This is a genomic window from Reyranella sp. (assembly GCF_036558665.1).
Taxonomy (GTDB): domain Bacteria; phylum Pseudomonadota; class Alphaproteobacteria; order Reyranellales; family Reyranellaceae; genus Reyranella.
Genome location: NZ_DATBFE010000010.1, coordinates 38,043 through 60,056, shown reverse-complemented (window position 1 = coordinate 60,056; position 22,014 = coordinate 38,043). Strand labels below are relative to the sequence as shown.

Below are 22,014 nucleotides of genomic sequence, written 5' to 3'. Positions count from 1 at the left end.
ACCATCGTGGCTTCCAGCGCCTCCTCCGCTTCGAGCGGTGGCAGGAGGCCCGGCAGGCGCGCCGCCAGCATCGACTTGCCGGAGCCGGGCGGGCCGACCATCAGGAGGTTGTGGCCGCCTGCGGCCGCCACTTCGAGCACGCGCTTTGCGGTCTCCTGGCCCTTGATCTCGGCAAGATCGGGGTAGGAAACCCGGTCCTCGGACACGAGTGCCTGCGGTGCCGGCAGGGTTTGCTGGCCGCGCAGGTGATTGATCAGCGCCAGCAGCGAAGGCGCGGCCACGACCGGCGGCCGATCGGGATCATTGGCCGGCGTGAACCCGCCCCATGCCGCCTCGCCACCGCAGGCTGCCGGGCAGATCACGCCCCGTCCGGTCGCGGCCGCGGCGATCGCGGCCGGCAGGATGCCCGGGACGCGCGTCAGCGATCCGTCGAGCGCGAGCTCGCCCAGGACGACGAAGCCGGCGATGCTGTCCTTGGTCAGCACACCCATCGCCACCAGCAGGCCCAGGGCGATCGGCAGGTCGTAGTGGCTGCCCTCCTTGGCAAGGTCGGCCGGCGAGAGATTGACCGAGATGCGTTGCGGCGGCAGGGCCAACCCCAAGGCGCGCAGCGCCGCCCGCACCCGCTCCCGGCTCTCGCCGACCGCCTTGTCCGCGAGCCCGACCACGGTAAAGGCGAGTTGTCCCGGCGCGATCATCACCTGGACATCGACCGGCAGCACGTCCACACCCTGAAATGCTACCGTCCGCACTTTCGCCTGCATGCCCGTTCTCCGGCTCGTCTACCGGGAACAATTATAGAACGCATGGATCGACAGTAAAGCACTCATAAGTTGTATCGACCGCTGGCCCTGCCGGTGCTTCAATGGTTGCATGCGCCGCCGCTTCTTCCTTCCCGCCTGCGCCGCACTGCTGGCCAGCTCGCTCGTGACAAGCGGCGCTGCCTCGGCCTGGCCGGACCAGCCGATCCGCCTCATCGTGCCTTACACGCCGGCAGGCGGGCCCGACATGATCGCGCGCTTCGTGAGCGAGCGGCTGGCGGCGAGGCTCGGCCAGCCGGTAGTGGTCGAGAACCTGCCCGGCGCCTCGGGCAATATCGGCAGCCAGGCGGTGGCGCGCGCCAAGCCCGACGGCAACACGATCATGTCGCAGGTGAACACGCTGGTGATGAATCCCAGCCTCTACAAGAACCTGCCGTACGATCCGGTGGCCGACTTCGCGCCCATCGGGCTGACCGCGTGGGGCTCTTTGGTTCTGGTGGCGCATCCCAGCCAGGCACCGAACAGTCTCGCCGACTTCATCGCCGCCGCCAAGGCGGCGCCGCGCAAGATCAACTACGGCAGCCCTGGCGTCGGCACGCCGCACCATCTCTCGATGGCGTTGGTCGAGACCGAGACCGGCATCGAACTGGTGCATATTCCCTACAAGGGGTCGGCCGGCGCGGTGCAGGACCTGCTGGGTGGTCAGATACCCTACATGTTCCTGCCGGTGCATGTCGCCGCCACCTATATCAAGAGCGGCAAGCTGAAGGCGCTCGCCATCGGCAGCCCCCGGCGCCATCCGCTTCTGCCCGAGGTGCCGACCCTGATCGAGCAGGGGCTGAAGGATGCGGATGTCGACATGTGGTACGGCCTGTTCGCGCCCAAGGACACTCCGGAGGAGATCGTGGCGCGGCTCGACAAGGAACTCGTCGGCATCCTCGACTCGGATGAGGCACGCGAGGCGTTCGGCAAGCAGGGTCTCACTCCTGCCACCTCGACATCGGTGGAGCTCGCCGTGATCGTGCAGCGCGACCGCGAGCGGTGGGCCGACGTCATCGCCAAGCGTGGAATCAAGGCCGAGTGAGCAACTCTTCTTCCGATGTCCTGATCGTCGGCGGCGGGATCGGCGGGCTCGTGCTGGCGCTCAGTCTCGACCAGGCCGGCATCGCCTGCCGCGTCTTCGAGGCGGCCCCGCAAGTGCTGCCGCTCGGCGTCGGCATCAATCTCCTGCCGCATGCCATGCGTGAGCTTTCGGAGCTGGGACTGGCCGACAAGCTCGCCGCGCACGCTATCGAGACGCGCGAGCTTCGCTACTACAGCCGTTATGGCCAGTTCATCCATAAGGAGCCGCGTGGCCGCTTTGCCGGCTATGACTGGGCGCAGCTCTCGATCCATCGCGCCGATCTGCACGACGTGTTGCTCGCGGCCGTGCGGGCGCGGCTGGGCGAGGATGCCGTGCAGCTCGGCCATCGCTGCCTCCGCATCGAGCAGGAGCCGAACGCCGTCACCCTCCATTGCGACAATGGTGCCGTGCATCGCGGCAGGCTCGCCGTCGGCGCCGACGGCATCCACTCCGCCGTGCGCAGCCAGCTCTATCCGGACGAAGGGCCGCCCAAATATTCCGGCGTCAATATGTGGCGCGGCGCCACCCCCTGGCCCGCCTTCCTCGGCGGCGACATCATGGTCTCGTCAGGCTGGCTGACGGTCGGCAAGACCGTGATCTACCCGATCCGCCCCGGCACGCCCGAGACCGATGGCAAACCGCTCATCAACTGGGTAGCCGAACTCGAGCGGCCCGAGGCGGTGCGCCAGGACTGGACCGGCCGCGGCAGGCTGTCCGACATCATGCCGGCCTTCGCCGGCCTCACCTTCGACTGGCTCGACGTCACCGGCATGATCGAGAGCACCGAGGAGATCCTGGAATATCCCATGGTCGATCGCGATCCGCTGGCGCGATGGAGCCTGGGACGCATCACACTGCTGGGCGATGCCGCCCATCCGATGTATCCGCGCGGCTCCAACGGCGCCAGCCAGGCCATCATCGATGCACGCTGTCTCACCGGGCAGATCAAGAAGCTCGGCGCCACGCCCGAGGCGCTCGCGCAGTACGAGGCCGTGCGCGGTCCCGCGACTGCCCAGGTCGTCCTGACCAATCGCACCAACCCGCCCGATTCGATCCTGCGCGAGGTGTGGCAGCGCTCCGGCGGCCGCCCTTTCGAGCGCATCGAGGACGTGATCTCGACCGCAGAACTGCAGGCGATCCTGGATCGATACAGAAAAGTCGCGGGCTTCGACCGCGATACGCTGCGGGCGCGACCGAGCTTCGTCTAGACATGGTCGATCGCGAACGGGCTCATCCGCCGGCCGGCAGGATCACTTCGGGATCGACGGGCTCGGCATAAAGCCGCGCGATCTCGGCCGCGCGGCGATCGAGGACACGGCGCGCGTTGATCGTGCCCTTCTCGGTGACTTCTCCGGCGGCGATCGAAGGCGGCGAGGCCAACGGAAGCAGCCGAAGGATGCGGCCGCTGGAGCCGCGTGCACGCCCGTTGTAAGCGCCGAGCTTGGCCGACAGCTTGCTGCGCCAATCGGCGTCGCTGAGCGCCGCAGGATCGAGCCAGACGAGCGCGCCGAGCCATTGCCTGTCGGGCGCGGCGATCACGAGTTCGCGCACATAGGGTTGCAGCGCATCGATCAGTTCGGCGCGCAGGGTGGTGGCGCGCACCCAGGTTCCAGACGCGAGCTTGAATTCCTCCGCGAGCCGGCCGGCGAAGGCAAGCCCCGCCTGCGGGTTCGCCGGATCCACCCAGCGCGCCGCATCGCCGGTCCTGAGGAAACCGTCCTCGTCGAAGGCGTCGCGCGTGGCCTCGGCATCGCGGTAGTAGCCCGGCGCCACGTTCGGGCCTTTCACCCGAAGCTCATAGCGGTCGTCGGCCGGCACCAGCTTCGCGTGCAGGCCCGGCAACGGCAGGCCGAGCAGGCCAGCGCGGTCGACGTTCCAGTAGACGATCAGGCCGGTACCCGTCGTCTCGGTCATGCCCCAGCCCGCGCCGAACGGCAGGCGTTCCCCCAGTTGCGCCGCCGCGAACGCCTGGAGGCGATCGAAGTTCTCCTGCGGCAGCAGCGCGCCGCCATAGCCCAGAGCCCGCAGGTTCTTGAAGAACTTGCGGCGGAGATCCTCGTCGCATTCAAGCGCCTCGATCAACGGCTGAAACGCCGCCGGCACCGAGCCGAAGTAGGATGGCGAAAGTTCGCGCAGGTTCTCGATCGTCTCGTCGAAGCGGCCGGCCGTCGGTCGCCCGCCGTCGACATAGAGCGAGCCGGCAACACGCACGATGCCGTTCAGGCTCGTGTTGCCGCCCGCCGTGTGATGCCACGGCAGCCAATCGAGCATCACGGCAACGTGGCGCTCGTCCACCGGCTCGCTCACGGCGCGGATCATCTCTACCGCTGCGGCGAGATTGCCGTGTGTGTTCAGCACGGCCTTCGGTCGGCCGGCCGAGCCCGAGGTGAACATGATCTTGGCCGGCGTGTCTTTCGTGATGTGCAGGCGCCGCTCGGCGACGGCGGAGTCGATCGAGCAATTGGCGAGGGCACCGAAGGCAAACCCCCTTTTGCCGTCCACCGTAATGACCCGCGCGCCGCCTGCGGCGGCTCGATCGAGCGCCGGACCATAGGCCTGCGAGTCCTGCGCGAACACCAGTGCCGGCTGGACGACGTCCATCGCATGATCGAAGCGCGTGACGTCGTCCGACAGCGAATAGGTGGGCGAGAGCGACGCCGTCGGCAGGCCCGCCCGCTGGGCGCCGAACAGGAAAAGCGCGTGTTCGAGGCCGTTCTCCGACAGGATCGCCGCCGGCGGGCTGTCCGGCCCGTAGCCCTCGGCAATCAGCCAGGAAGCAATCGCGCCGGTCCTGGCCCAGGCCTCCGCATAGGTGAGGTGCTGCCAGTGCCGTCGCGCTCCGCGCCGCTCCGCGAGAAAGGTGACGGCGGGCCGCCGCTCGGCGGCTTGCTGCAGGCGATCGATGATGAGCGGGCAGTCGCCGGCCAACTCGCGGCCGGCCGACACGATCAGCACATCACCGGCCCGACGTTCGATCACGACGCTCGGCTTCGGGCGTTCGAGCTGCCGCATCGGCACAAGAGACAGATTTCGGCTCACGGCCCGAGCAGTCGCTTCTTCAGTTCGCCTGCCGTCAGCCCGTCAGCGAAGGCAGTGGGATGGCCGTCATGCGCAATCGCGATCTTCTCCCGCGGCAAGCCGCTCGTCAGCGGATTGACCGCCATCAGCGGGAGGCCGCGCTCGCGCAGGCCTTTCAGGATCGCGACCAGCATCGGCTGGGCGGCCTCGTTGTCGTCGAAGCCGGGGGGCGTCTGCTCGTCGGGCCAGGAGTAGATCACCATCAGCGGTGCGTCGAACTTCTGCCGCGCAAGCTCCTGCAGGCGCACCATCAGCGCCGTGAAGAGCCGCGCCTGCCGCTCCTGGCGCTGGCGCATGCCGATCGCGGCAATGAAGGCAAACCGATCCTCGGCGAAGTGCTGCAGACCGGCGAGCGGATGCGTCCAGCGATAGTGATCGAACGAGCCGGTGAAGCGCGGCACGCCATTCTCCAGCACATAGCGCGGCGACGGGCCGAGCCAGGGTTCGTCTCCGGTGACACGGGCAAGGTGAGGCGGAATGATCCACGTCACCAGCGCCTTGACCGGTTGCCCCCGCAGCCAGTCGAGCCGGCCCGTCTCCAGCAGGCGAACGAACTGGTTGGGTGCATAGCCCGGCGCCGAGGCATTGACGGTCCGGATCTTGAAGTCGTCGGCCTTGGCGAACTGCGCCGGCAGGGTCTGATCGTCGGCGAGCCCCTGGCCGAACATGAAGGAATCACCCACGAAGACATAAGTGTCGGCTCCCGGCGGCGCGGGCGGGGTGGCACGCGTACCCTCGGCGGTGATGGTGTAGGTGACATTGAATACTGTCTGCGAACCGTAGGTCGAGCTGGCGACGACCTTGGTCCCGGGCTTGGGTCGGTAGCCGAGATCCGGATCGGGCAGCTTCCATCCCTCGGGGTCGAAGGTGGTCACGAGCCCGACGCCATGCGCCTGCGGCGCGACGAGGCCGGCAAAGACGTCGAGCAAGCCGACCGCCACCGCCACGGCGGCGATCAGGAGCGCGCCGCTGCGCCAGCCATTGCCGCGCAGCAGAACAACGCCCGCCAGCCCCAGCAGGATCGCCAATCCACAGGCCCAGCCCGTCGACGGCAATGTCGCCGCACCGAGAGCCAGCAGCGCGATCAACCCCGCCGCGATCCCGAGATTTCGCCGGTTTTGTGCCATAGGGTAGGCTCGCCTGTACGGGTTCAGGAGGGAAACATCAATGGGCGGGCAATTGCCGCTGACAGGACTTCGCGTGCTCGATCTGGCAAGCTTCATCGCCGGCCCGGTCGCCACCACGGTGATGGGCGACTACGGGGCGGAGGTGATCAAGATCGAGCCGCCGGGGGACGGCGATCCGCAACGCAAGCTCGGCCAGGCCCATTCGATCCCGCAGCATCCGGTGAATTTCTGCTGGCACCTCGTCAACCGCAACAAGCGCGCGATCGTGCTCGACCTCAAGCATGCCGACGGCCGCGCTGCCTTCGACCGGCTGGTGAAGACCGCCGACGTGATGGTGGTGAACTTTCCACTCAAGGTGCGCGAGCGCCTCCGGATGCGCTATGCCGACGTGGCGGCGCTCAATCCGCGCCTGATCTACGCGTCCATGACGGGCTATGGCGAGCAAGGGCCCGATGCCGAGCAGCCGGGTTTCGATTCGACGGCCTTCTTCGCCCGTTCCGGCCTGCTCGATGCGCTGACTTACGAGGGCGGGCCGCCCGCCTTCTCACTGCCCGCGCAGGGCGACCAGATGGCGGGGATGAACCTCTTCTCCGCCATCGCCATGGCGCTGCTCCACCGCGAGCGCACCGGCGAAGGCAGCGAAGTCTCGAGCTCGTTGCATGCCGGCGGCCTTTGGTCCAACGCCATGCTGGCGCAGGGGGCCTTGCTTGGCGCCTTCGTGGCACCGCGCCCGCCGCGCACCAAACCCCGGAGCGCACTCGCCAATCAGTACCGGACGGCGGATGGCCGCTGGATCCAGCTCACCATCGTGCGCGAGGAAAAGCTCTGGCCCGAGCTCTGCGCGGCGATGGAGCGGGAGGATCTGCTCGACGATCCGCGCTTCCAGACGACGGAGCTGCGGCGCGCCCACGCTTCCGAGCTGGCGGCGATCCTCGACCCGGTGTTCGCCGCCTTGCCCTGGCCCGAATGGCGAGCGCGACTGCGCCGGCATGAGATCACGTTCGGCCTGCTGGGCGTACTGCGCGACGTGCCCGACGACGAGCAGGCGGTCGCCAATGGTGCGATCGTGAAGAGTGCGGTGGCCGAGATGCCGCGCACCCTCTCCGCACCCATCCGGCTTTCCTTCGCACCAGCTCCCAACGTGCCCGGGCCAGCGCCGGCGCACGGCCAGCACACCGACGAGATCCTGGCCGAGCTTGGCTACAGCGCCGCCGAGATCGGTGGGCTTCGGGCGGCGGGCGCGGTGGGCTGAAGGGCTCGCGCACAAGGGGGCGGTGCATGTCGCCCGGATGGGCTGTAGACTGCTTCGACGTCCGGGGACGGGGGATGACAGACGGCGTGAAGCTCGACGTGGGCGACAAAAGCCCGTCGTGGCGAAAAGCGGATGGGAAGGCGATCGCGGCCTCCGGCGCACGACCCGGCGTGCCTGTGTCCTGGTGCACTCCGTGTCGGATGTCGACGGCCATGTTCCGCCCCCGGTCGGCGCACAAGCAGTCAGCCGAATGAGGCGGCGGGCATTCATCGCCTTCTCGGTCCCTGCGGCGGCATGGCCGCTCGGCTCCCGGGCGCAATCGGCAGCCCCGATCGTGGGCGTGCTGGTCGCCGGCATTCCCGACCCGACGCTGTTTCTGAAGGAGTTCCGCGAGGGGCTGCGCGGGCTTGGCTACGTCGAAGGCAAGAACATCGTGCTGGAGATCCGTTCGCCGGGGAGCACCGATCCGGCGCGACTGAAGGCGAGCGCCGCGGAGCTTGTTCGACTGAAGGTGAAGGTCATCGTCTGCTACCAGACGCCGACGGCCGAGGCGGCCAAGGAGACGACCCAGGACATTCCCATCGCGATGGAGACCGGCGATCCGGTCGGCACCGGCCTCGTTGCGAGCCTCGCCCACCCGGGCGGCAACCTCACCGGAATGTCGGGCGCGACGGCCGATGTGGCAGCGAAGAACGTGGAGATCCTGCGGGAGCTTCTCCCCGCCGCGAAACGCATCGGCGCGATGTGCAATGCCAACGATCCGTTTTCGAAGCCGTTCCTGGCCAAGATCCAGGCCGCCGGCAATGCCCTTGGAGTCGAGATCCATCCCGCCTTCGCCCACGGCGCCGCGGAGCTGGAGGCGGCGTTTGCGGGATTGCTCAGGGTGCCGGTCGACGCGATTGTCGTCCAGCCGAGCCTCGGCGCGAAAGCGCCGGCCGATCTCGCGTTGAAATACCGCTTGCCCGCTGCTTCGCCCCACATACCGTTTGCCAACGCCGGCGGCTTGCTTTCTTACAGTGCCAACCAGCCGGCGCTGTACCGGACGGTTGCCGTTTTCGTCGACAAGATGCTCAAAGGCGCTAAACCGGCCGATCTGCCGGTTCAGGAGCCGACGACGTTCGATCTGGTGATAAATTTGAAGACGGCCAAGGTGCTCGGTCTTTCCGTGCCGCCGGCCTTGCTTGCCCGCGCCGACCGGGTGATCGAGTGAAGCGCGGCCTGTTCCTCAAGTACATGACGCTGTTCGTCGGTCTCGTGACCGGCGTCCTGGTGATCAACGCCGCGCTCGACCTCTACTTCGTCTACCAGGACAATCGGCGCGCCTCGATCGAGGTGCAGCGCGAGAAGGCCGAGTCGGCGGCGCATCAGATCGAAGCGTTCGTGCGCGGCATCGAGGGACAGATCGGCTGGGTGGCGCATCCGCAATGGGCCTCGCTGCCGGTCGACCAGCGCCGCTTCGACTATGTGCGCCTGCTGCGCCAGGTGCCCGCCATCACCGAGCTGGTGCAGCTCGATCGCCAGGGGCGCGAGCAACTGCGCGTATCGCGGGTTTCCATAGACGTGGTCGGCGCCGGCACCGATCGCTCGCAGGACCCCGCTTTCGTCGAGGCCATGGCGAACAAGGTCTATTTCGGTCCGGTCTACTTTCGCAAGGAAAGCGAGCCCTATCTCACCATGGCCGTGGCTCACGGCGGCAAGAGCGGCGTCACGATCGCCGACGTGAATCTCAAGCTGATCTGGGACGTCGTCTCGCAGATCAAGATCGGCCACGACGGCTACGCCTATGTGGTCGACCGTCTCGGCCGGCTGGTGGCCCATCCCGACATCTCGCTGGTCCTGCGCGGCACCGACATGAGCAGGCTCGCGCAGGTGGCGGCGGCGCTCGCGCCGACATCCAGCGACGCCGCGCCGGCCGATGCCACGAACCGCGCCGGCGTGCCGGTGCTGTCGGCGCATGCCTCGATACCGGCGCTGGACTGGCTGGTGTTCGTCGAGCTGCCGCTTTCCGAAGCGCGCGAACCGGTGATCGCGGCCGGCCTGCGCGCGCTCGCCCTGCTGGTGCTCGGCCTCCTGATCGCCGGCCTCGCCGCCGCCCTGCTGGCGCGGCGCATGGTGGTGCCCATCCGGGCGCTGCAGTCGGGCGCCCAACGCATCGGCGGCGGCGAGCTCGGCCATCGTCTCAGCATCAGGACGGGCGACGAGCTGGAGGCGCTGGCCGACCAGTTCAACCGTTCGGCCGAGGCGCTGGAAGAGTCCTATGCGACGCTCGAGCAGCGCGTCGAGGACCGCACCCGCGAGCTCAGCGAAACACTGGAGCAGCAGACGGCGACAGCGGGAATTCTCCAGGTCATCTCGAGCTCGCCGACCGACGTCCAGCCGGTGTTCGACGCGATCGCGGAGAGTGCGATGCGGCTGCTGAACGGCTGGAGCATCGTCGTCTGGCGCTATGACGGACGGCATCTGCACGTGGGCTCCATCCGCGGTGGTCTCCCGGGAGCGAACGAGACGTTGCGCCGCCAATTCGACGACCTGCCGCCGGAAGAGCTGTCGTTCGTGGGCGACGCCATTCGGGATCGCGCCGTCAGGCAGATCGGCGATGTCGAGAACGAGGACGTTCCGGCCGCCATCCGCGAGATGGCACGACAACGCGGATGGCGGGCGAACGTCGCCGTGCCCATGTTGAGCGAAGGCCGGCCGATCGGCCTGTTCTCGCTGAGCCGCGCGGCACCGGGCGCCTTTTCGGAACGCGAGATCCGGCTTCTCCAGACGTTCGCCGATCAGGCCGTGATCGCGTTTCAGAATGTGCAGCTGTTCACCGACCTGCGCGAGTCGCTGGAGCAGCAGACGGCGACGGCCGAGATTTTGCGCGTCATCTCTCAGTCACCCACCGACGTGCGACCGGTGCTCGACGTTGTGGTCCGCGCCGCTCGCCGTTTCTGCGGTGCCGACGATGCCATGATCGTCCTGCGCGAGGGAACGGAGCAGTTGCTGGCCACCCACCAGGGCAGTCTGCCCGCGCTCGTCGGCAATCGCTTTCCGCTCGACAGAAGTTCGACCACCGGCCGGGCCACGATCGACGGATGCACGATCCACGTGCCGGATGTCGCGGATCTCGATCCGGTGGAAGACGCACTGACGCTGGAGCTCACGCGAAGGACGAACGTCCGTGCCTTGCTCGCCGCCCCCATGCTGCGCGAAGGGATGGCGGTCGGCTGCGTGCTGCTCCGCAAGCCGATGCCCGGTGCTTTTACCCCTCGCCAGATCGAGCTCCTGGAGACTTTCGCCGCGCAAGCCGTGATCGCCATCGAGAACGTGCGCCTGTTCACCGAATTGCGCGAATCGCTCGATCAGCAGACGGCGACCGCCGAGATCCTAGGGGTCATCAACTCATCGCCGGGCGACGTCGCTCCGGTGTTCGACGCCATTCTCGGCAAGGCCATGTTGCTCTGCGACGCGGCTTTCGGCCTGTTCAACACCTACGACGGCAAGCGTTTCCACACCACCACCACCCGTGGGGTGCCGGAGGCCTTCGCTGAATACCGCAACGCCCATCCGGCCGACTACGGACCGGGATCGTCGCCGGCCCAACTCATCGCCGGCGCTCCCTATGTCCACACGATCGACGCGGCGGACGGCGCGGCCTACAAGGCCGGCGAGCCCAATCGGCGGGCCCTGGTCGACCTCGGCGGTGCGCGCAGCCTGCTCGTCATGTCGCTGCGCAAGGATGGCGCTCTGCTCGGCATGATCGGCCTCTATCGTCAGGAGGTCCGGCCGTTCACCGACAAGCAGATCGCCCTGCTGCAGGGCTTCGCCGCGCAGGCCGTCATCGCCATGGAGAACGCGCGCCTCTTGACCGAGCAGCGCGAGGCCCTGGAACAGCAGACCGCGACCGCCGAGGTGCTGCGCGTGATCTCGCAATCGCCGACCGACGTGCAGCCGGTTCTGGATGCCGTGGTGGCCGCGGCGCGGCGGTTCTGCGGCGCCGACGACGCGGTGATCATCCTGCGCGACGGGCAGGAGATGGTGCTGGTGGCTCATGAAGGTTCGCTCAAGGGCCGGATCGGCCGGCGCAACCCGCTCGATCGCAGCTCGATCAATGGACGCGCCACGATCGACGGCCGGACCATCCACATTCCCGACGTGGCCGCGCTCGATCCGGCGGAATTCGCCACCGCCCAGAGGCTGGCCGCGGAAAACGGCATCCGCGCCTTCCTGGCTGCGCCGATGATGCGTGCCGAGGGCGGCGCCGTCGGCTGCGTGCTGCTGCGCACGCCCGTGCCCGGCAGCTTCACGCCGCGCCAGATCGAGCTCCTGGAAACCTTCGCCGCCCAGGCCGTCATCGCCATCGAGAACGTGCGGCTCTTCACCGAGATCCAGGAGAAGGGCCGGCAGCTCGAGGTCGCGAGCCAGCACAAGTCGCAGTTCCTGGCCAACATGAGCCACGAGCTGCGCACGCCCTTGAACGCCATCATCGGCTACACCGAGATGATGGCCGACGGCCTCTACGGCGACGTGCCCGAAAAGGCGCAGGGCGTGCTGGAGCGCGTGCAGAGCAACGGCCGTCATCTCCTCGGCCTGATCAACGACGTGCTCGACCTCTCCAAGATCGAGGCCGGCCAGCTCGCGCTCGCGATCGAGGAGTACAGTGTCGCCGACATGGTGGGCACGGTGATCGCCGCGACCGAGTCGCTGGCCCGCACCAAGGGCCTGGCGCTCACCTCGGCCGTGGCGCCCGGCCTGCCGACGGGACACGGCGATGCGCGGCGGCTTTCCCAGGTGCTGCTCAATCTCGTCGGCAATGCCATCAAGTTCACCGATCAGGGCGGCGTCGAGATCCGCGCCGTCCAGGCGAACGATCGCTTCGAGCTGTCGGTGATCGATTCCGGTCTGGGCATCTCGCCGGCCGACCAGGCCCGCATCTTCGACGAGTTCCAGCAGGTCGACAACACCAGCACGCGCAAGAAGGGCGGCACCGGTCTCGGGCTCTCGATCTCGCGCCGCATCGTCGAGCTGCATGGCGGCACCATCACCGTCCAGTCCGAAGTCGGCACCGGATCGATCTTCAAGGTCACGGTGCCGGTGAACGCCGACCCGATCAAAGAGGCCGCCCAATGAGCAAGAAGATACTCGTGGTCGAGGACACCGAGGACAATCGCCAGATCCTGCGCGATCTCCTCGGGATGGCGGGCTACGACATGGTCGAGGCGAACGACGGCGCCGAGGGCGTGGCCAAGGCGGCCGAGCACAGGCCCGACCTGATCCTGATGGATATCCAGATGCCGGTGATGGACGGTTACGAGGCGACGCGGCGCATCAAGGCCGACCCGGCGCTGGCCGCGATCCCGGTGATCGCCGTGACCTCCTACGCGCTCTCCGGCGACGAGCAGAAGGCGCGCGACGCGGGTTGCGACGGCTACATCGCCAAGCCCTTCAGCCCGCGCCAGATGCTGGCCAAGGTGCGGGAGATTTTGGGATGAGGCGCGCGATGCCCTTCCTCCCCGCGCAAGGCTGCCCACAAAAGTGGGGAGGAAACTAGATGCGCGATCCCGCCCGCATCCTGGTGGTCGACGACGTCGCCGACAACGTCGAGATCCTGCGCATGCGGCTCACGAGCCTGGGCTACGAGGTGGTCGTCGCCGAGGACGGCGAGCAGGCGCTCGCCAAGGTGCGCGCGGCGCTGCCCGACCTCGTCCTGCTCGACATCATGATGCCCAGAGTGGACGGGCTCGAGGTCGTGCGACGGCTGAAGGCGGACAAAAGCTTGCCCTTCATCCCGGTGATCCTGGTCACGGCCAAGGCGAGCCCCAAGGACGTCGCGGCTGGCCTCGATGCCGGCGGCGACGACTACCTCACCAAGCCGGTCGACCATGGCGCCCTGGTCGCGCGCGTGCGCGCCATGCTGCGCATCAAGACCCTGCACGACGAGGTGCAGGCCCTGAACAAGGGGCTCGAGGCCAAGGTGCGCGAGCAGGTCGAGGAACTCGGCCGCGTCGGCCGCCTGCGCCGCTTCCTGGCGCCGCAGCTCGCCCAGGCGATCGTGTCGGCGGGCGACGAAAAGATCCTGGAGAACCACCGGCGCGAGGTGGTGGCGCTGTTCTGCGACCTGCGCGGCTTCACCGGCTTCTCCGAGACCGCCGAGCCCGAGGACATCATGGCGGTGCTGAAGGAATATCACGGCGCCGTCGGGCCGCTGATCCGCAAGCACGAAGGCACGCTCGACCGCTTCACCGGCGACGGCATGCTGGTGTTCTTCAACGACCCCCTGCCCTGCGAGGACGCGCCCGAGCGCGCCGCGCGGCTGGCCATCGAGATGCGCGATGCTGTGGCGGGCCTGGTCGGATCGTGGACGAAACGCGGCCACAAGCTCGGTCTCGGCATCGGCATGGCGCAGGGCTACGCCACCCTCGGTCGCATCGGCTTCGAGGACCGCTTCGACTACACCGCGATCGGCGCCGTGATCAATCTCGCCGCCCGCCTGTGCGGGGAGGCCGGCGACGGCGAGGTGCTGATGAGCGGCCGGCTCGCCGCCGCGGTCGAGGCCATGGCCGAGGTCGAGGATCTCGGCGAGCGCCTGCTGAAGGGCATGGCCCGCCCTGCCGCGGTCGCGAAGCTGCGCGCGCTTAGGCTGGCATGACGCTCGATAGTCCCTGATTTCTCTCGGCTTCTCAGGAATTTCTCTCCGGGCGAGAAGGGTCCGACACCGATGGCATGGGCCTTTCAGGTCATTTTCTCATTTTCCCACGCCACCTCCTCGTCGGCGCGATTCGCGTAGAGAGTTGCCTCAACGCCCTGCTTTCGCGCGTTCCTGATTGAGGTCGAACAGGCGCTTTAGGATTTCCTCTTCGGCTATCTTGCGGTCGGCGGCATCTGGATTTTCCGGCTGGGCGCGGTCGGCAAGCGACTCCGGCCAGCCATAGGCTGCGGCGGCGGCGCGATCGAGATCGCGATGCGCGTGGGCGAGCCAGGCCGGCCGCTCGTTGTAGAGATTGGTGAGGGTGCGCTTCTTGAGTTGCTCCGCCGCCGCCAAGTTCCTCGGCAGAACGCGATCAGGATAGCCTGGGACGACTTCGGGCTCGCGCTTCACCAGGTCCGGCGGGTTGAGCCAATTCTCGCGCAATTCATTTAGCTTTGCCGCAGCAGCCGCGATGATCTTTGCACCCGCGTCGTCAGCGTATGTGGCCGGCGTCATATTAGGTGTGAAACCTTCTGGAAACGGAAAAGTGCGAAAAGTCGTAGTAGATGTGTATCGAGGACGATCTTCTAGACTCGTGCCGGTCGCTCGTGCCCACAGTCGATGCGCTATCGAATGAAGACAACCAAACGACGTATCGTCATCGCGAGCGATGCCTATGACGTTCTTGTCGGGAATGACTCTTTTATCACACCATACGAACACCAAGTGCTTTGTCACCTCAGGCACCACGATGAAGCGCGTTAGTCCCCTGAGAACGGACCGCAAAGCTGTGGCCCTTCTTGCGAGAAGCCACCAGTCACGCCTTTCACTTGGCGTTCGACTTTGCGCGCGTTCCGGATAGACGTGACTTTCGACCCACCGCCATGGGCTTTCGTATTGTGCCGCCTCTTCAAGAGCGCGCTCGCCGAAATCAATGATCCACATGTCTTGCGATCGACGTGTTACATCTAGACCGTTAATCCAAGGAAACAGAACGTCGCTGTTCGGTCGCGCGTTTGGATTGCCCATTTGGGCGAGCCACTCGCGAGCTTTGGCAGCGGCCACGTCGAACTCGCCCTTCTTTGTAATCCCGTTCGATGCGACGCCTTCATTTTCTGAGAGCACGGAAAGCCGAGAGAGCTCCCAACTTGTCGCTGTTAGAGAGCTGGTTATTCTTGAAACACTAGTGCCGTTGAGAGCCTTCTGGACATTTTCAAACTTCTTGCGGCTTCCGAAACATACGAGCGACACGTCAACTGCGGCGCCATCAAGAACCCAATCTAAGTCTGCCCACACCTCAAAGATCACTGTATCGGCTCCGATCCGATCAAGCACCGTGCGATTCTTCCCTCCGGATATCGAGTTAGTGGCGACGAGCCCAGCCACAGCGGCATTGCCTGCTGCAATCTCTCCACGGGCCTTCTCGAACCAATGTGTAACCAGATCCGCGCCGCCTGGCACACGCCCTTTGAAGCACGAGCGAAGTTTGGTCACATACGCTTCACCCAAGTCACCAATCAGCTTCTTGTCACCGAGAAATGGCGGATTTCCAACTATCGCGTTCGCCTTAGGCCACTGCGTTTCGGTACCATCTTCGTTCAGTAGCGCATCTCGATTCTCGACACCACCTAGCTTTCCCAGGATGGGCCGACGCGTGATGCCGTATCCGTTGCGCAACTGCCATTGCAACTCACCGATCCACACCGTCACGCGTGCGAGCTCGGCCGCGTAGGGGTTGATCTCGATCCCAAGCACCGTCTTGGGCGTGATGCGCTGTCCTTTGGGATCGGCCGTGACGCCCAGCGCCTTTGCCTCCTGCTCGACCCTGAGGTCGAAATCCTTGAGGTGGCGCAGCGCCAGATAGAGAAAGTTCCCGGAGCCGCAGGCTGGATCGAGCACGCGAAAGGCGCCCAGCCGCTCGCGAAAAACGAGATAGAGATCATCCTTGCGCCTGACCTGCTTCGCCTTCGCAATCGTCTGCTTCACGGCCTCCCACTCGGCTGCGAGTGGATGCAGCACGACGGGCTCGACGATCTTCATGATCGTAGCCGAATCGGTGTAGTGGATGCCGACGCCCTTGCCGAGCGAGCGCCGGACACCTGTTGCGCCGCCGCGCAATGGCAGCGGGGGGGGGGGGGGAATCCACAGATGTCTTCTTTCTACCAGGTCTTGCCGTCGAAGACGCGGCGTCGAACAGGCCAGCCATCTGCTTGCGCTTGGCCGGGTCCAGCCCGCGCTCGAAGAGCGTGCCGAAGATCACCGGCTCGATGCTCGCCCAGTCAAGCCGCGCCGCTTCGGCAAGAACCTGGACTTCACTGAACAGCAGCTCCAGCACGTCGTCATCGTCGAACAGGCCGCCGTTGAACCAGGGGATCGTCACGGTGCCGAAGCGGCCCTTGCCGGTGCGCATCTTGTCGAAGAGCTCGGCCAGCATCTCCGACAGGCCGGTCTTGTCACGGATCGCTTCCTCGAGAATGGCGCTGAAGACGTTTCCGGGCAGCAGGCCCGAATCCTCGGCAAACAGGCAGAACACGATCTTGTTGAGGAAGTGCGCGACGCGGCGCGCGTCGTGCGGCTGCCCGATGCGATCACGTCGCTCGCGCAGGTTCTGCGCCAGCGTGGCGAACTTTCGGGCCGCCTCCTCGGTCAGGGCCTGCGGCGTGATGTCGGAGCGAAGCGAATTCGGATCGGTGAAGCAGCGTCGCAGGAGCTGACGCTTGGCAACGTCGTTGAGTTCGCCGAGCCGGACCGTGTGGATGACCGAGACGCTGCCGGTGAACAACGTGCGAATCTGGATCTCGTCGATGTCGCAGGCGATGGCGAGTGGCGGATGTTCCAGCGCGTCGGCATAGTCGCGGGCTTGGGCCAGCGCCGCGGACAGCGTGCGGTAGGTGTTCTTGCGCTTGTACTCCCACACGAAGCAGCCCTTGCGCCAAACATCGGCAAATCCGCTGCCTCCACCCTTGCCGCCCTTCGGCACCGCCTTTTCGAAGGCGAACCACTGGCCGATTGGGTCTTCGTCGGTCGGCTTGCCGACATCGAGAAGCTCGCACAGCTCGTTGAAGTGATCCTGCGAGGCCGCGCGCTCTGAAAGCTCGACACCGCGCCATTTGGCAATGAACACCTCGGGCGTCATGCGACGCGGCCTTCAACGGCGCAGGCCCATGGCGCCACTCTACGCTTCCCTGCTTTCATGCGGTTACTATAGCCGATGTGCCTGGTCCGCAGGGACCCGAGATCGCAACGCCCGATGGGAAAGCGGCCCCTGACGCCTCGGCCTCACCTCGACCCGGTCGGGCGCGACGCCTTGGCAAGGAGGCGAAGCCCGCGCCGGACCTTGCCGCGCCCGCGTTCGGCACGGGCACGGAAGCGGGTCTCGGCGTCGAATTCGACCAGCGCAAGCGTCGTCATCTCCTCCACGAGTCGATTGACACTTATGCCGCGGCGCCGCGCCATCACCTTGAGGCGCGCAAGCTTGTCATCGGACAGACGGAGTGTAAGAGCAGCCAATTTGGGGACTCCTGGTATCCATTCTGCCGCCATCCACGAGTCGACAATACTCTTGCCGGCCGGCCTTGCGGTCTCAACAATCGTTCCCACAACGAACCCGGAGGACCGCCATGAGGGTGGGCATCGCCATGAACATGCTCTACGAGCATGGCCGGCCCGACGTCGCGGTGGTGCAGGAGCATTTCGCGCTGGGCGACCTCGTCGAGCCGCTGGGCTTCGATTCGCTATGGGCGCTGGAGCATCACTTCACGGGCTACGCCATGTCGCCCGCGCCGACACAGCTTCTGGCCTACTTCGCCGGCCGTACGCGGCGCATCCAGCTCGGCACGGCGGTGATCGTGCTGCCCTGGCACGATCCGGTGCGCGTCGCCGAGCAGATCGCGCTCCTCGACATCATGTGCGGCGGCCGCTGCCTGTTCGGCTTCGGGCGCGGTGCCGCCTCGACCGAATACGAGGGCTTCCGCATCCCCATGGGCGAGGCGCGGCCGCGCTTTGCCGAGGCGGCGGAGATCGTGGTCAAGGCGCTCGCCAACGAGACCTTCGAGCACCAGGGCGCGTTCTTCCAGATCCCGCCCATGGCGATCCGGCCGCGGCCGATGTCCAACCCGGAACGGCGCTTCTATGCGAGCTCGGTGAGCCCCGAGTCGGCGGAGCTGATCGCGAAGCTGGGCTTCGGCATGCTGATGATCATGCAGAACGAATGGAGCAAGTGCCGCGAGGACATCGACAAGTTCCAGGCGATGTCGCGGGCAGCAGGCTTCGTCCCGAAGCCGCCGATCATCCTCACCAACGTCTCCTGCGCCGAGTCGCGGGCCGAGGCGCAGGAGCGCGCCTTCCGCTATCTCGGCCGCAAGTGGCAGTCCATCGACGACCACTATCGTTTCTCGGACGGCCATCTCGCCGACGTCAAAGGCTACGAGGCCTACGGCAAGACGGCGAAGACCTACGCCAAGCTCAAGGATCCCGCGAACCTCAAAAAGGCGACCGACTTCTACGTCTCGATCCAGATCGTGGGTACGCCGGACGATTGCCTGCAGCAGCTCGGCGCGCTGCAGAAGGTGACCGGGCTCGAGCACCTGGTCGCCGAGTTCTCGTTCGGCAACCTGCCGCATCACGAGGCGGAGAAGAACCTGCGCCTCTTCGCCGACCGGGTCCTGCCGACTCTGCAGCGCGATCCGGCCTATGCCGGCCCGAGGAGCGGATCGGCCGAGGCCGGGTCGGCGCGCGCCGCCCACGACGGCATCTTCGCGCCGGCGTGATCGACAGTGTGGCGATGCCGGAAGACATATCGATCCGCCGGGCGCTTCCCTCCGATGCCGGCCGCGTCCGGGCGCTGACACGTTCGTGCTACGCGAAATGGGTGGCGGTCATCGGCCGCGAGCCCTTGCCGATGGCCGCCGACTACGATCGCGCGGTGCGCGAGCACATCGTCGATCTGCTGTTTGTCGAAGCCGAACTGGCGGGCCTCATCGAAACGGTGAACGCAGGCGATCATCTTCTGATCGAGAACGTCGCCATCGCGCCGGCGCTTCAACGGCAGGGGCTTGGCGGCCGCCTCGTGAAGCACGCCGAGGAGGTCGCGCGTTCCTTGCGACTTCCCGAGTTGCGGCTCTACACCAACGCCCGGTTCGCCGGGAACGTCGACTTCTATCGCCGGCATGGCTACGCCGTCGACCGCGAGGAGCCGTTCAAGGACGGCCTCACCGTCCACATGAGCAAAGTCGTCGTGCCCGATGACGGCCGGGCCTAGGCAGCGACGAGCTTGCCACCGGCGACGGCCAGCACCAGCGCCAGGAGGTAGCGCAGGCCGATCTCGGGCAGACGCGGCGCGATGTAGCTGCCGAGGACGATCGCCGGCACCGACCCCGAGGTCAGCGACGCCAGCATCGAGAGATCGACCGACCCGGTCATCCAGTGCCCCAGCCCCGCCACCAACGTGAGCGGAACGGCATGGGCGATATCGGTGCCGACGATGCGCGAGGCCGAATAGGACGGATAGAGCAGAAGCAGGGCGCTGACGCCGATGGCCCCGGCGCCGACCGACGAGATCGACACCAGGATGCCGATGACGATGCCGGTGAGCAGCGTGAGCGCCGCATTGCGCTCGCCGCTGCGGTCCGGAGTGATGCGTCGCACCGCCATCAACGCTCTCCGGAAGACAAGCGATACGGCGGTGATCAGCAAGGTGATGCCCAGCGCGCAGGTGATGGTCTTGGTCATGAGGCCGCTGTGCGGGCCGAGCTGCGACAGGCCGAGCAGGGTGAGCGCGGCCGCCGGCACGCTGCCGAGCGCCAGCAGCCCGACCACGCGCCAGGCCACGTTCCTCCTGAGCCCATGAACCAGCGACCCGAAGCTCTTGGTCGTCGCCGCGTAGAGCAGGTCCGTGCCGACGGCGGTCGCCGGATGAATGCCGAAAAGCAGCACCAGCGCCGGCGTCATCAACGAGCCGCCGCCGACGCCCGTGAGTCCGACGACAAAGCCGACACACGCGCCAAGTACGATGTACACCGGGTCGAGAGTCATGCTCCGGGCCTGCCGATCCTCATGCTGGCACGGATCGACAGGCGCCGGAAAGGCCGGCGCCAATCATCCCGGAACAAACCTTTCAGCCAAAATGAATGATCTGCCGGCGACTGCTCCTGGTCAGTGGAGGCTGCAGTCAGCCTGCCGCGACAGGAGCCGCGCCGCGGCCAGGCGAGCATGGCCCGGCGTCGTGAACGGCCTGCCGTCGAGCTCGAAGAACGGGCGGGCAAGCGCATGGAAACGGAAAGCATTGCCTTCTTGCAGCACCACACCCGCCGGCTCACCCCAGACTTCGACGATGAAAGGATCCGACATGGCTTTCCTCCTGCCGGCCCGAAGGCCGGTCTCTGGTCCCCGACAGATGATCGATGGAAGAACCGGTTCAGGCGAACCGGCGACAGAGGCCGTGTCTACAGCGCGCACGGAGGAAGGAGGGAAAGGAACGCTGGGTCATCTTGATCCCTGGACTTTCGACCCCAGGGAAATGGCGTGGTCCTCGCCCTCGGACAATGACGGACATTGCCAAAGTTGGACCGCCGCGCGGCAAGGATGGAACGCGAACGGTGTCAACCCTGGAAAAATCTGGTTCTTCGTCGAGCGCCAGTGACGCCCTCCCGTCAGTGCGTCAGCTCGGGTTGTCGAGGCTGAACACGCCGCTGTCCTCGTCGTAGGCGAAGACTTCGCCGTAGCGACCCCACGAGGTGACGGCACGCAGTGTGCGGTCGGCATAGTCCTCCGACATGCTGTCCTCCAGCTCGTCGCGGAACCGGCTGGCAGGAGCGGCGTGCGCGTCGCGCTCGTCGAGCACGCGCTTGATGTGCTGGGCGAGCGGCACATAGGCGAGCACGTGCTGGGCGAACAGCCGCTTGCGGCCGTCGGGATCGAGGTGCACGAACCGCCGGCCGGCGTCGGTAAGGCGGATATCGCCCTCGGCAACCTCGGCGAAGCGCAGGAGCTGCAGCGCCTCGGCCACCGGAAAGAGATCATCGATCTCCATCTGCAGGGGACCCGCGACCGCCGGCAAATCGGCATGGCCGTGGAACGGCTCGCCCGCGACCGCTTCCATGAGGCCGGCGAGGAGATTGGGCGACACCCGCGGAACCTCCATGGAAATGCCGGTGCCGGGAAAGCTCCCATAGGAGGGCTTGCCCACCGGCCGCGCCGTCATCAGGGCGTAGATGTCGTCCACCATCTGGCGGAAGGCGGGATCGAGTCTGTTGCGCGGCACCGGCAGGCGGACCGGGATCTCGGCCACCAGCCGACCGGGGTTGGAGGAGAAAACCAGGATGCGGTCGCTCATCAGCACCGCCTCCTCGATGTTGTGGGTGACCAGCAGGATCGAGGAGATCGGCATGCGGCCCTCGCCCCAGAGGTCGAGAAGGTCGGTGCGCAGCGTCTCGGCGGTCAGCACATCGAGCGCGGAGAAGGGCTCGTCCATCAGGAGCAGCTTGGGATGCACCACCAGCGCGCGCGCAAGACCGACGCGCTGGCGCATCCCGCCCGACAGCTCCTTCGGATAGGCGCTCTCGTAGCCGTCGAGACCGATCAGGTCGATCGCGGCCAGCGCCCGCTTCTGGCGCTCGGCCGGCGGCACCTTCTGCGCCTCGAGCCCGATCTCGACATTCTCCAGCACGGTCAGCCAGGGAAAGAGGGCGAAGGTCTGGAACACCATCGCCACTTCCTCGGCCGGGCCGTCGACCGCCTTGCCGCCGATCGTGACCTTGCCCGCGCTCGATGGCATCAGGCCCGCGATGATGCGCAACAGCGAGGACTTGCCGCAGCCCGAGCGGCCGAGCAGCGACACGATTTCGTTGCGGCGCAGGGTCAGGCTCACATCGTCGAGCACCAGCAGGTGATCGCCGCTGCCCTTGGCGTAGAGCTGGCGCACATGGTCGACCACGACCAGAGGCGCGGTATCGGCCCGCGGGGCGACCTTGGGGGCACTGGCCAGATCCATGACGAACCCT

Annotated in this window: 18 protein-coding genes; 9 read left to right on the top strand and 9 right to left on the bottom strand. The window is 66.7% G+C overall.

The genetic code is table 11. The features are described 5' to 3' along the window. The coding region (locus tag VH499_RS01955; RefSeq protein ID WP_332050996.1) for a magnesium chelatase domain-containing protein at positions 1 to 764 on the bottom strand (764 nt) is incomplete at its 3' end. Positions 765 to 873: 109 nt separating this feature from the next. Between VH499_RS01955 and VH499_RS01950 the strand changes: the two genes are divergently transcribed. Then, the gene (locus VH499_RS01950; protein ID WP_332050995.1) at positions 874 to 1,845 is read left to right on the top strand and encodes a tripartite tricarboxylate transporter substrate binding protein; all 972 of its coding nucleotides are present in this window, start codon (positions 874 to 876) and stop codon (positions 1,843 to 1,845) included. Next, a complete protein-coding gene (locus VH499_RS01945; RefSeq protein WP_332050994.1) occupies positions 1,842 to 3,092 on the top strand; it encodes a flavin-dependent oxidoreductase in 1,251 nt (416 codons plus the stop codon). The genes VH499_RS01950 and VH499_RS01945 overlap by 4 nt, the downstream gene beginning before the upstream one ends. Before the next feature lie 22 nt (positions 3,093 to 3,114). Here the strand turns inward: VH499_RS01945 and VH499_RS01940 are convergent, their stop codons facing one another. Next, positions 3,115 to 4,896, bottom strand: a complete 1,782-nt coding sequence (locus VH499_RS01940) for an AMP-binding protein (protein WP_332050993.1) — start codon at positions 4,894 to 4,896, stop codon at positions 3,115 to 3,117. Positions 4,897 to 4,919: 23 nt separating this feature from the next. Further along, a complete protein-coding gene (locus VH499_RS01935) occupies positions 4,920 to 6,089 on the bottom strand; it encodes a hypothetical protein (RefSeq protein WP_332050992.1) in 1,170 nt (389 codons plus the stop codon). Positions 6,090 to 6,129: 40 nt separating this feature from the next. Here VH499_RS01935 and VH499_RS01930 point away from each other — a divergent pair, with 40 nt between their 5' ends. The 5 genes from VH499_RS01930 to VH499_RS01910 all read left to right on the top strand — a co-directional run bounded on the left by VH499_RS01930 (position 6,130) and on the right by VH499_RS01910 (position 13,975). Beyond that, positions 6,130 to 7,341 carry a CoA transferase gene (locus VH499_RS01930; protein WP_332050991.1) on the top strand — a complete coding sequence of 404 codons (1,212 nt, stop codon included), beginning with the start codon at positions 6,130 to 6,132 and terminating at the stop codon, positions 7,339 to 7,341. Positions 7,342 to 7,591: 250 nt separating this feature from the next. Further along, positions 7,592 to 8,551 (top strand): ABC transporter substrate-binding protein, encoded by a 960-nt coding sequence (locus VH499_RS01925; RefSeq protein WP_332050990.1) that lies wholly within the window; start codon positions 7,592 to 7,594, stop codon positions 8,549 to 8,551. Continuing rightward, on the top strand, positions 8,548 to 12,456 hold the full coding sequence (locus tag VH499_RS01920) for a GAF domain-containing protein (RefSeq protein ID WP_332050989.1): 3,909 nt from the start codon (positions 8,548 to 8,550) through the stop codon (positions 12,454 to 12,456). Before VH499_RS01925 ends, VH499_RS01920 begins: the two co-directional genes overlap by 4 nt. After that, positions 12,453 to 12,818, top strand: a complete 366-nt coding sequence (locus tag VH499_RS01915) for a response regulator (protein WP_332050988.1) — start codon at positions 12,453 to 12,455, stop codon at positions 12,816 to 12,818. Before VH499_RS01920 ends, VH499_RS01915 begins: the two co-directional genes overlap by 4 nt. Before the next feature lie 59 nt (positions 12,819 to 12,877). Next, positions 12,878 to 13,975 (top strand): adenylate/guanylate cyclase domain-containing protein, encoded by a 1,098-nt coding sequence (locus VH499_RS01910; protein ID WP_332050987.1) that lies wholly within the window; start codon positions 12,878 to 12,880, stop codon positions 13,973 to 13,975. A 147-nt stretch (positions 13,976 to 14,122) separates the two neighbouring features. Here VH499_RS01910 and VH499_RS01905 read toward each other — a convergent pair whose 3' ends face one another. The 3 genes from VH499_RS01905 to VH499_RS01895 form a co-directional block, all read right to left on the bottom strand. Continuing rightward, positions 14,123 to 16,054 carry a class I SAM-dependent DNA methyltransferase gene (locus VH499_RS01905; RefSeq protein WP_332050986.1) on the bottom strand — a complete coding sequence of 644 codons (1,932 nt, stop codon included), beginning with the start codon at positions 16,052 to 16,054 and terminating at the stop codon, positions 14,123 to 14,125. Next, positions 15,954 to 17,150 carry a type IIL restriction-modification enzyme MmeI gene (locus tag VH499_RS01900; RefSeq protein ID WP_332050985.1) on the bottom strand — a complete coding sequence of 399 codons (1,197 nt, stop codon included), beginning with the start codon at positions 17,148 to 17,150 and terminating at the stop codon, positions 15,954 to 15,956. The genes VH499_RS01905 and VH499_RS01900 overlap by 101 nt, the downstream gene beginning before the upstream one ends. A 143-nt stretch (positions 17,151 to 17,293) precedes the next feature. Further along, complete coding sequence (locus VH499_RS01895) at positions 17,294 to 17,524, bottom strand: ribbon-helix-helix protein, CopG family (protein ID WP_332050984.1); 231 nt, start codon at positions 17,522 to 17,524, stop codon at positions 17,294 to 17,296. 110 nt (positions 17,525 to 17,634) lie between these two features. Between VH499_RS01895 and VH499_RS01890 the strand changes: the two genes are divergently transcribed. Continuing rightward, positions 17,635 to 18,783 carry an LLM class flavin-dependent oxidoreductase gene (locus VH499_RS01890; RefSeq protein ID WP_332050983.1) on the top strand — a complete coding sequence of 383 codons (1,149 nt, stop codon included), beginning with the start codon at positions 17,635 to 17,637 and terminating at the stop codon, positions 18,781 to 18,783. Further along, positions 18,780 to 19,274: a GNAT family N-acetyltransferase gene (locus VH499_RS01885; RefSeq protein ID WP_332050982.1), complete on the top strand. Its 495-nt coding sequence runs from the start codon at positions 18,780 to 18,782 to the stop codon at positions 19,272 to 19,274. The genes VH499_RS01890 and VH499_RS01885 overlap by 4 nt, the downstream gene beginning before the upstream one ends. Here the strand turns inward: VH499_RS01885 and VH499_RS01880 are convergent. The 3 genes from VH499_RS01880 to VH499_RS01870 form a co-directional block, all read right to left on the bottom strand. Further along, positions 19,271 to 20,047 (bottom strand): sulfite exporter TauE/SafE family protein, encoded by a 777-nt coding sequence (locus VH499_RS01880; protein ID WP_332050981.1) that lies wholly within the window; start codon positions 20,045 to 20,047, stop codon positions 19,271 to 19,273. The genes VH499_RS01885 and VH499_RS01880 overlap by 4 nt on opposite strands. A 120-nt stretch (positions 20,048 to 20,167) precedes the next feature. Continuing rightward, the gene (locus VH499_RS01875) at positions 20,168 to 20,362 is read right to left on the bottom strand and encodes a hypothetical protein (RefSeq protein WP_332050980.1); all 195 of its coding nucleotides are present in this window, start codon (positions 20,360 to 20,362) and stop codon (positions 20,168 to 20,170) included. Between the two features lie 310 nt (positions 20,363 to 20,672). Next, entirely contained in the window at positions 20,673 to 22,004 is a 1,332-nt protein-coding gene (locus VH499_RS01870) for a nitrate/sulfonate/bicarbonate ABC transporter ATP-binding protein (protein WP_332050979.1), read from the bottom strand. Positions 22,005 to 22,014 lie beyond the last annotated feature (10 nt).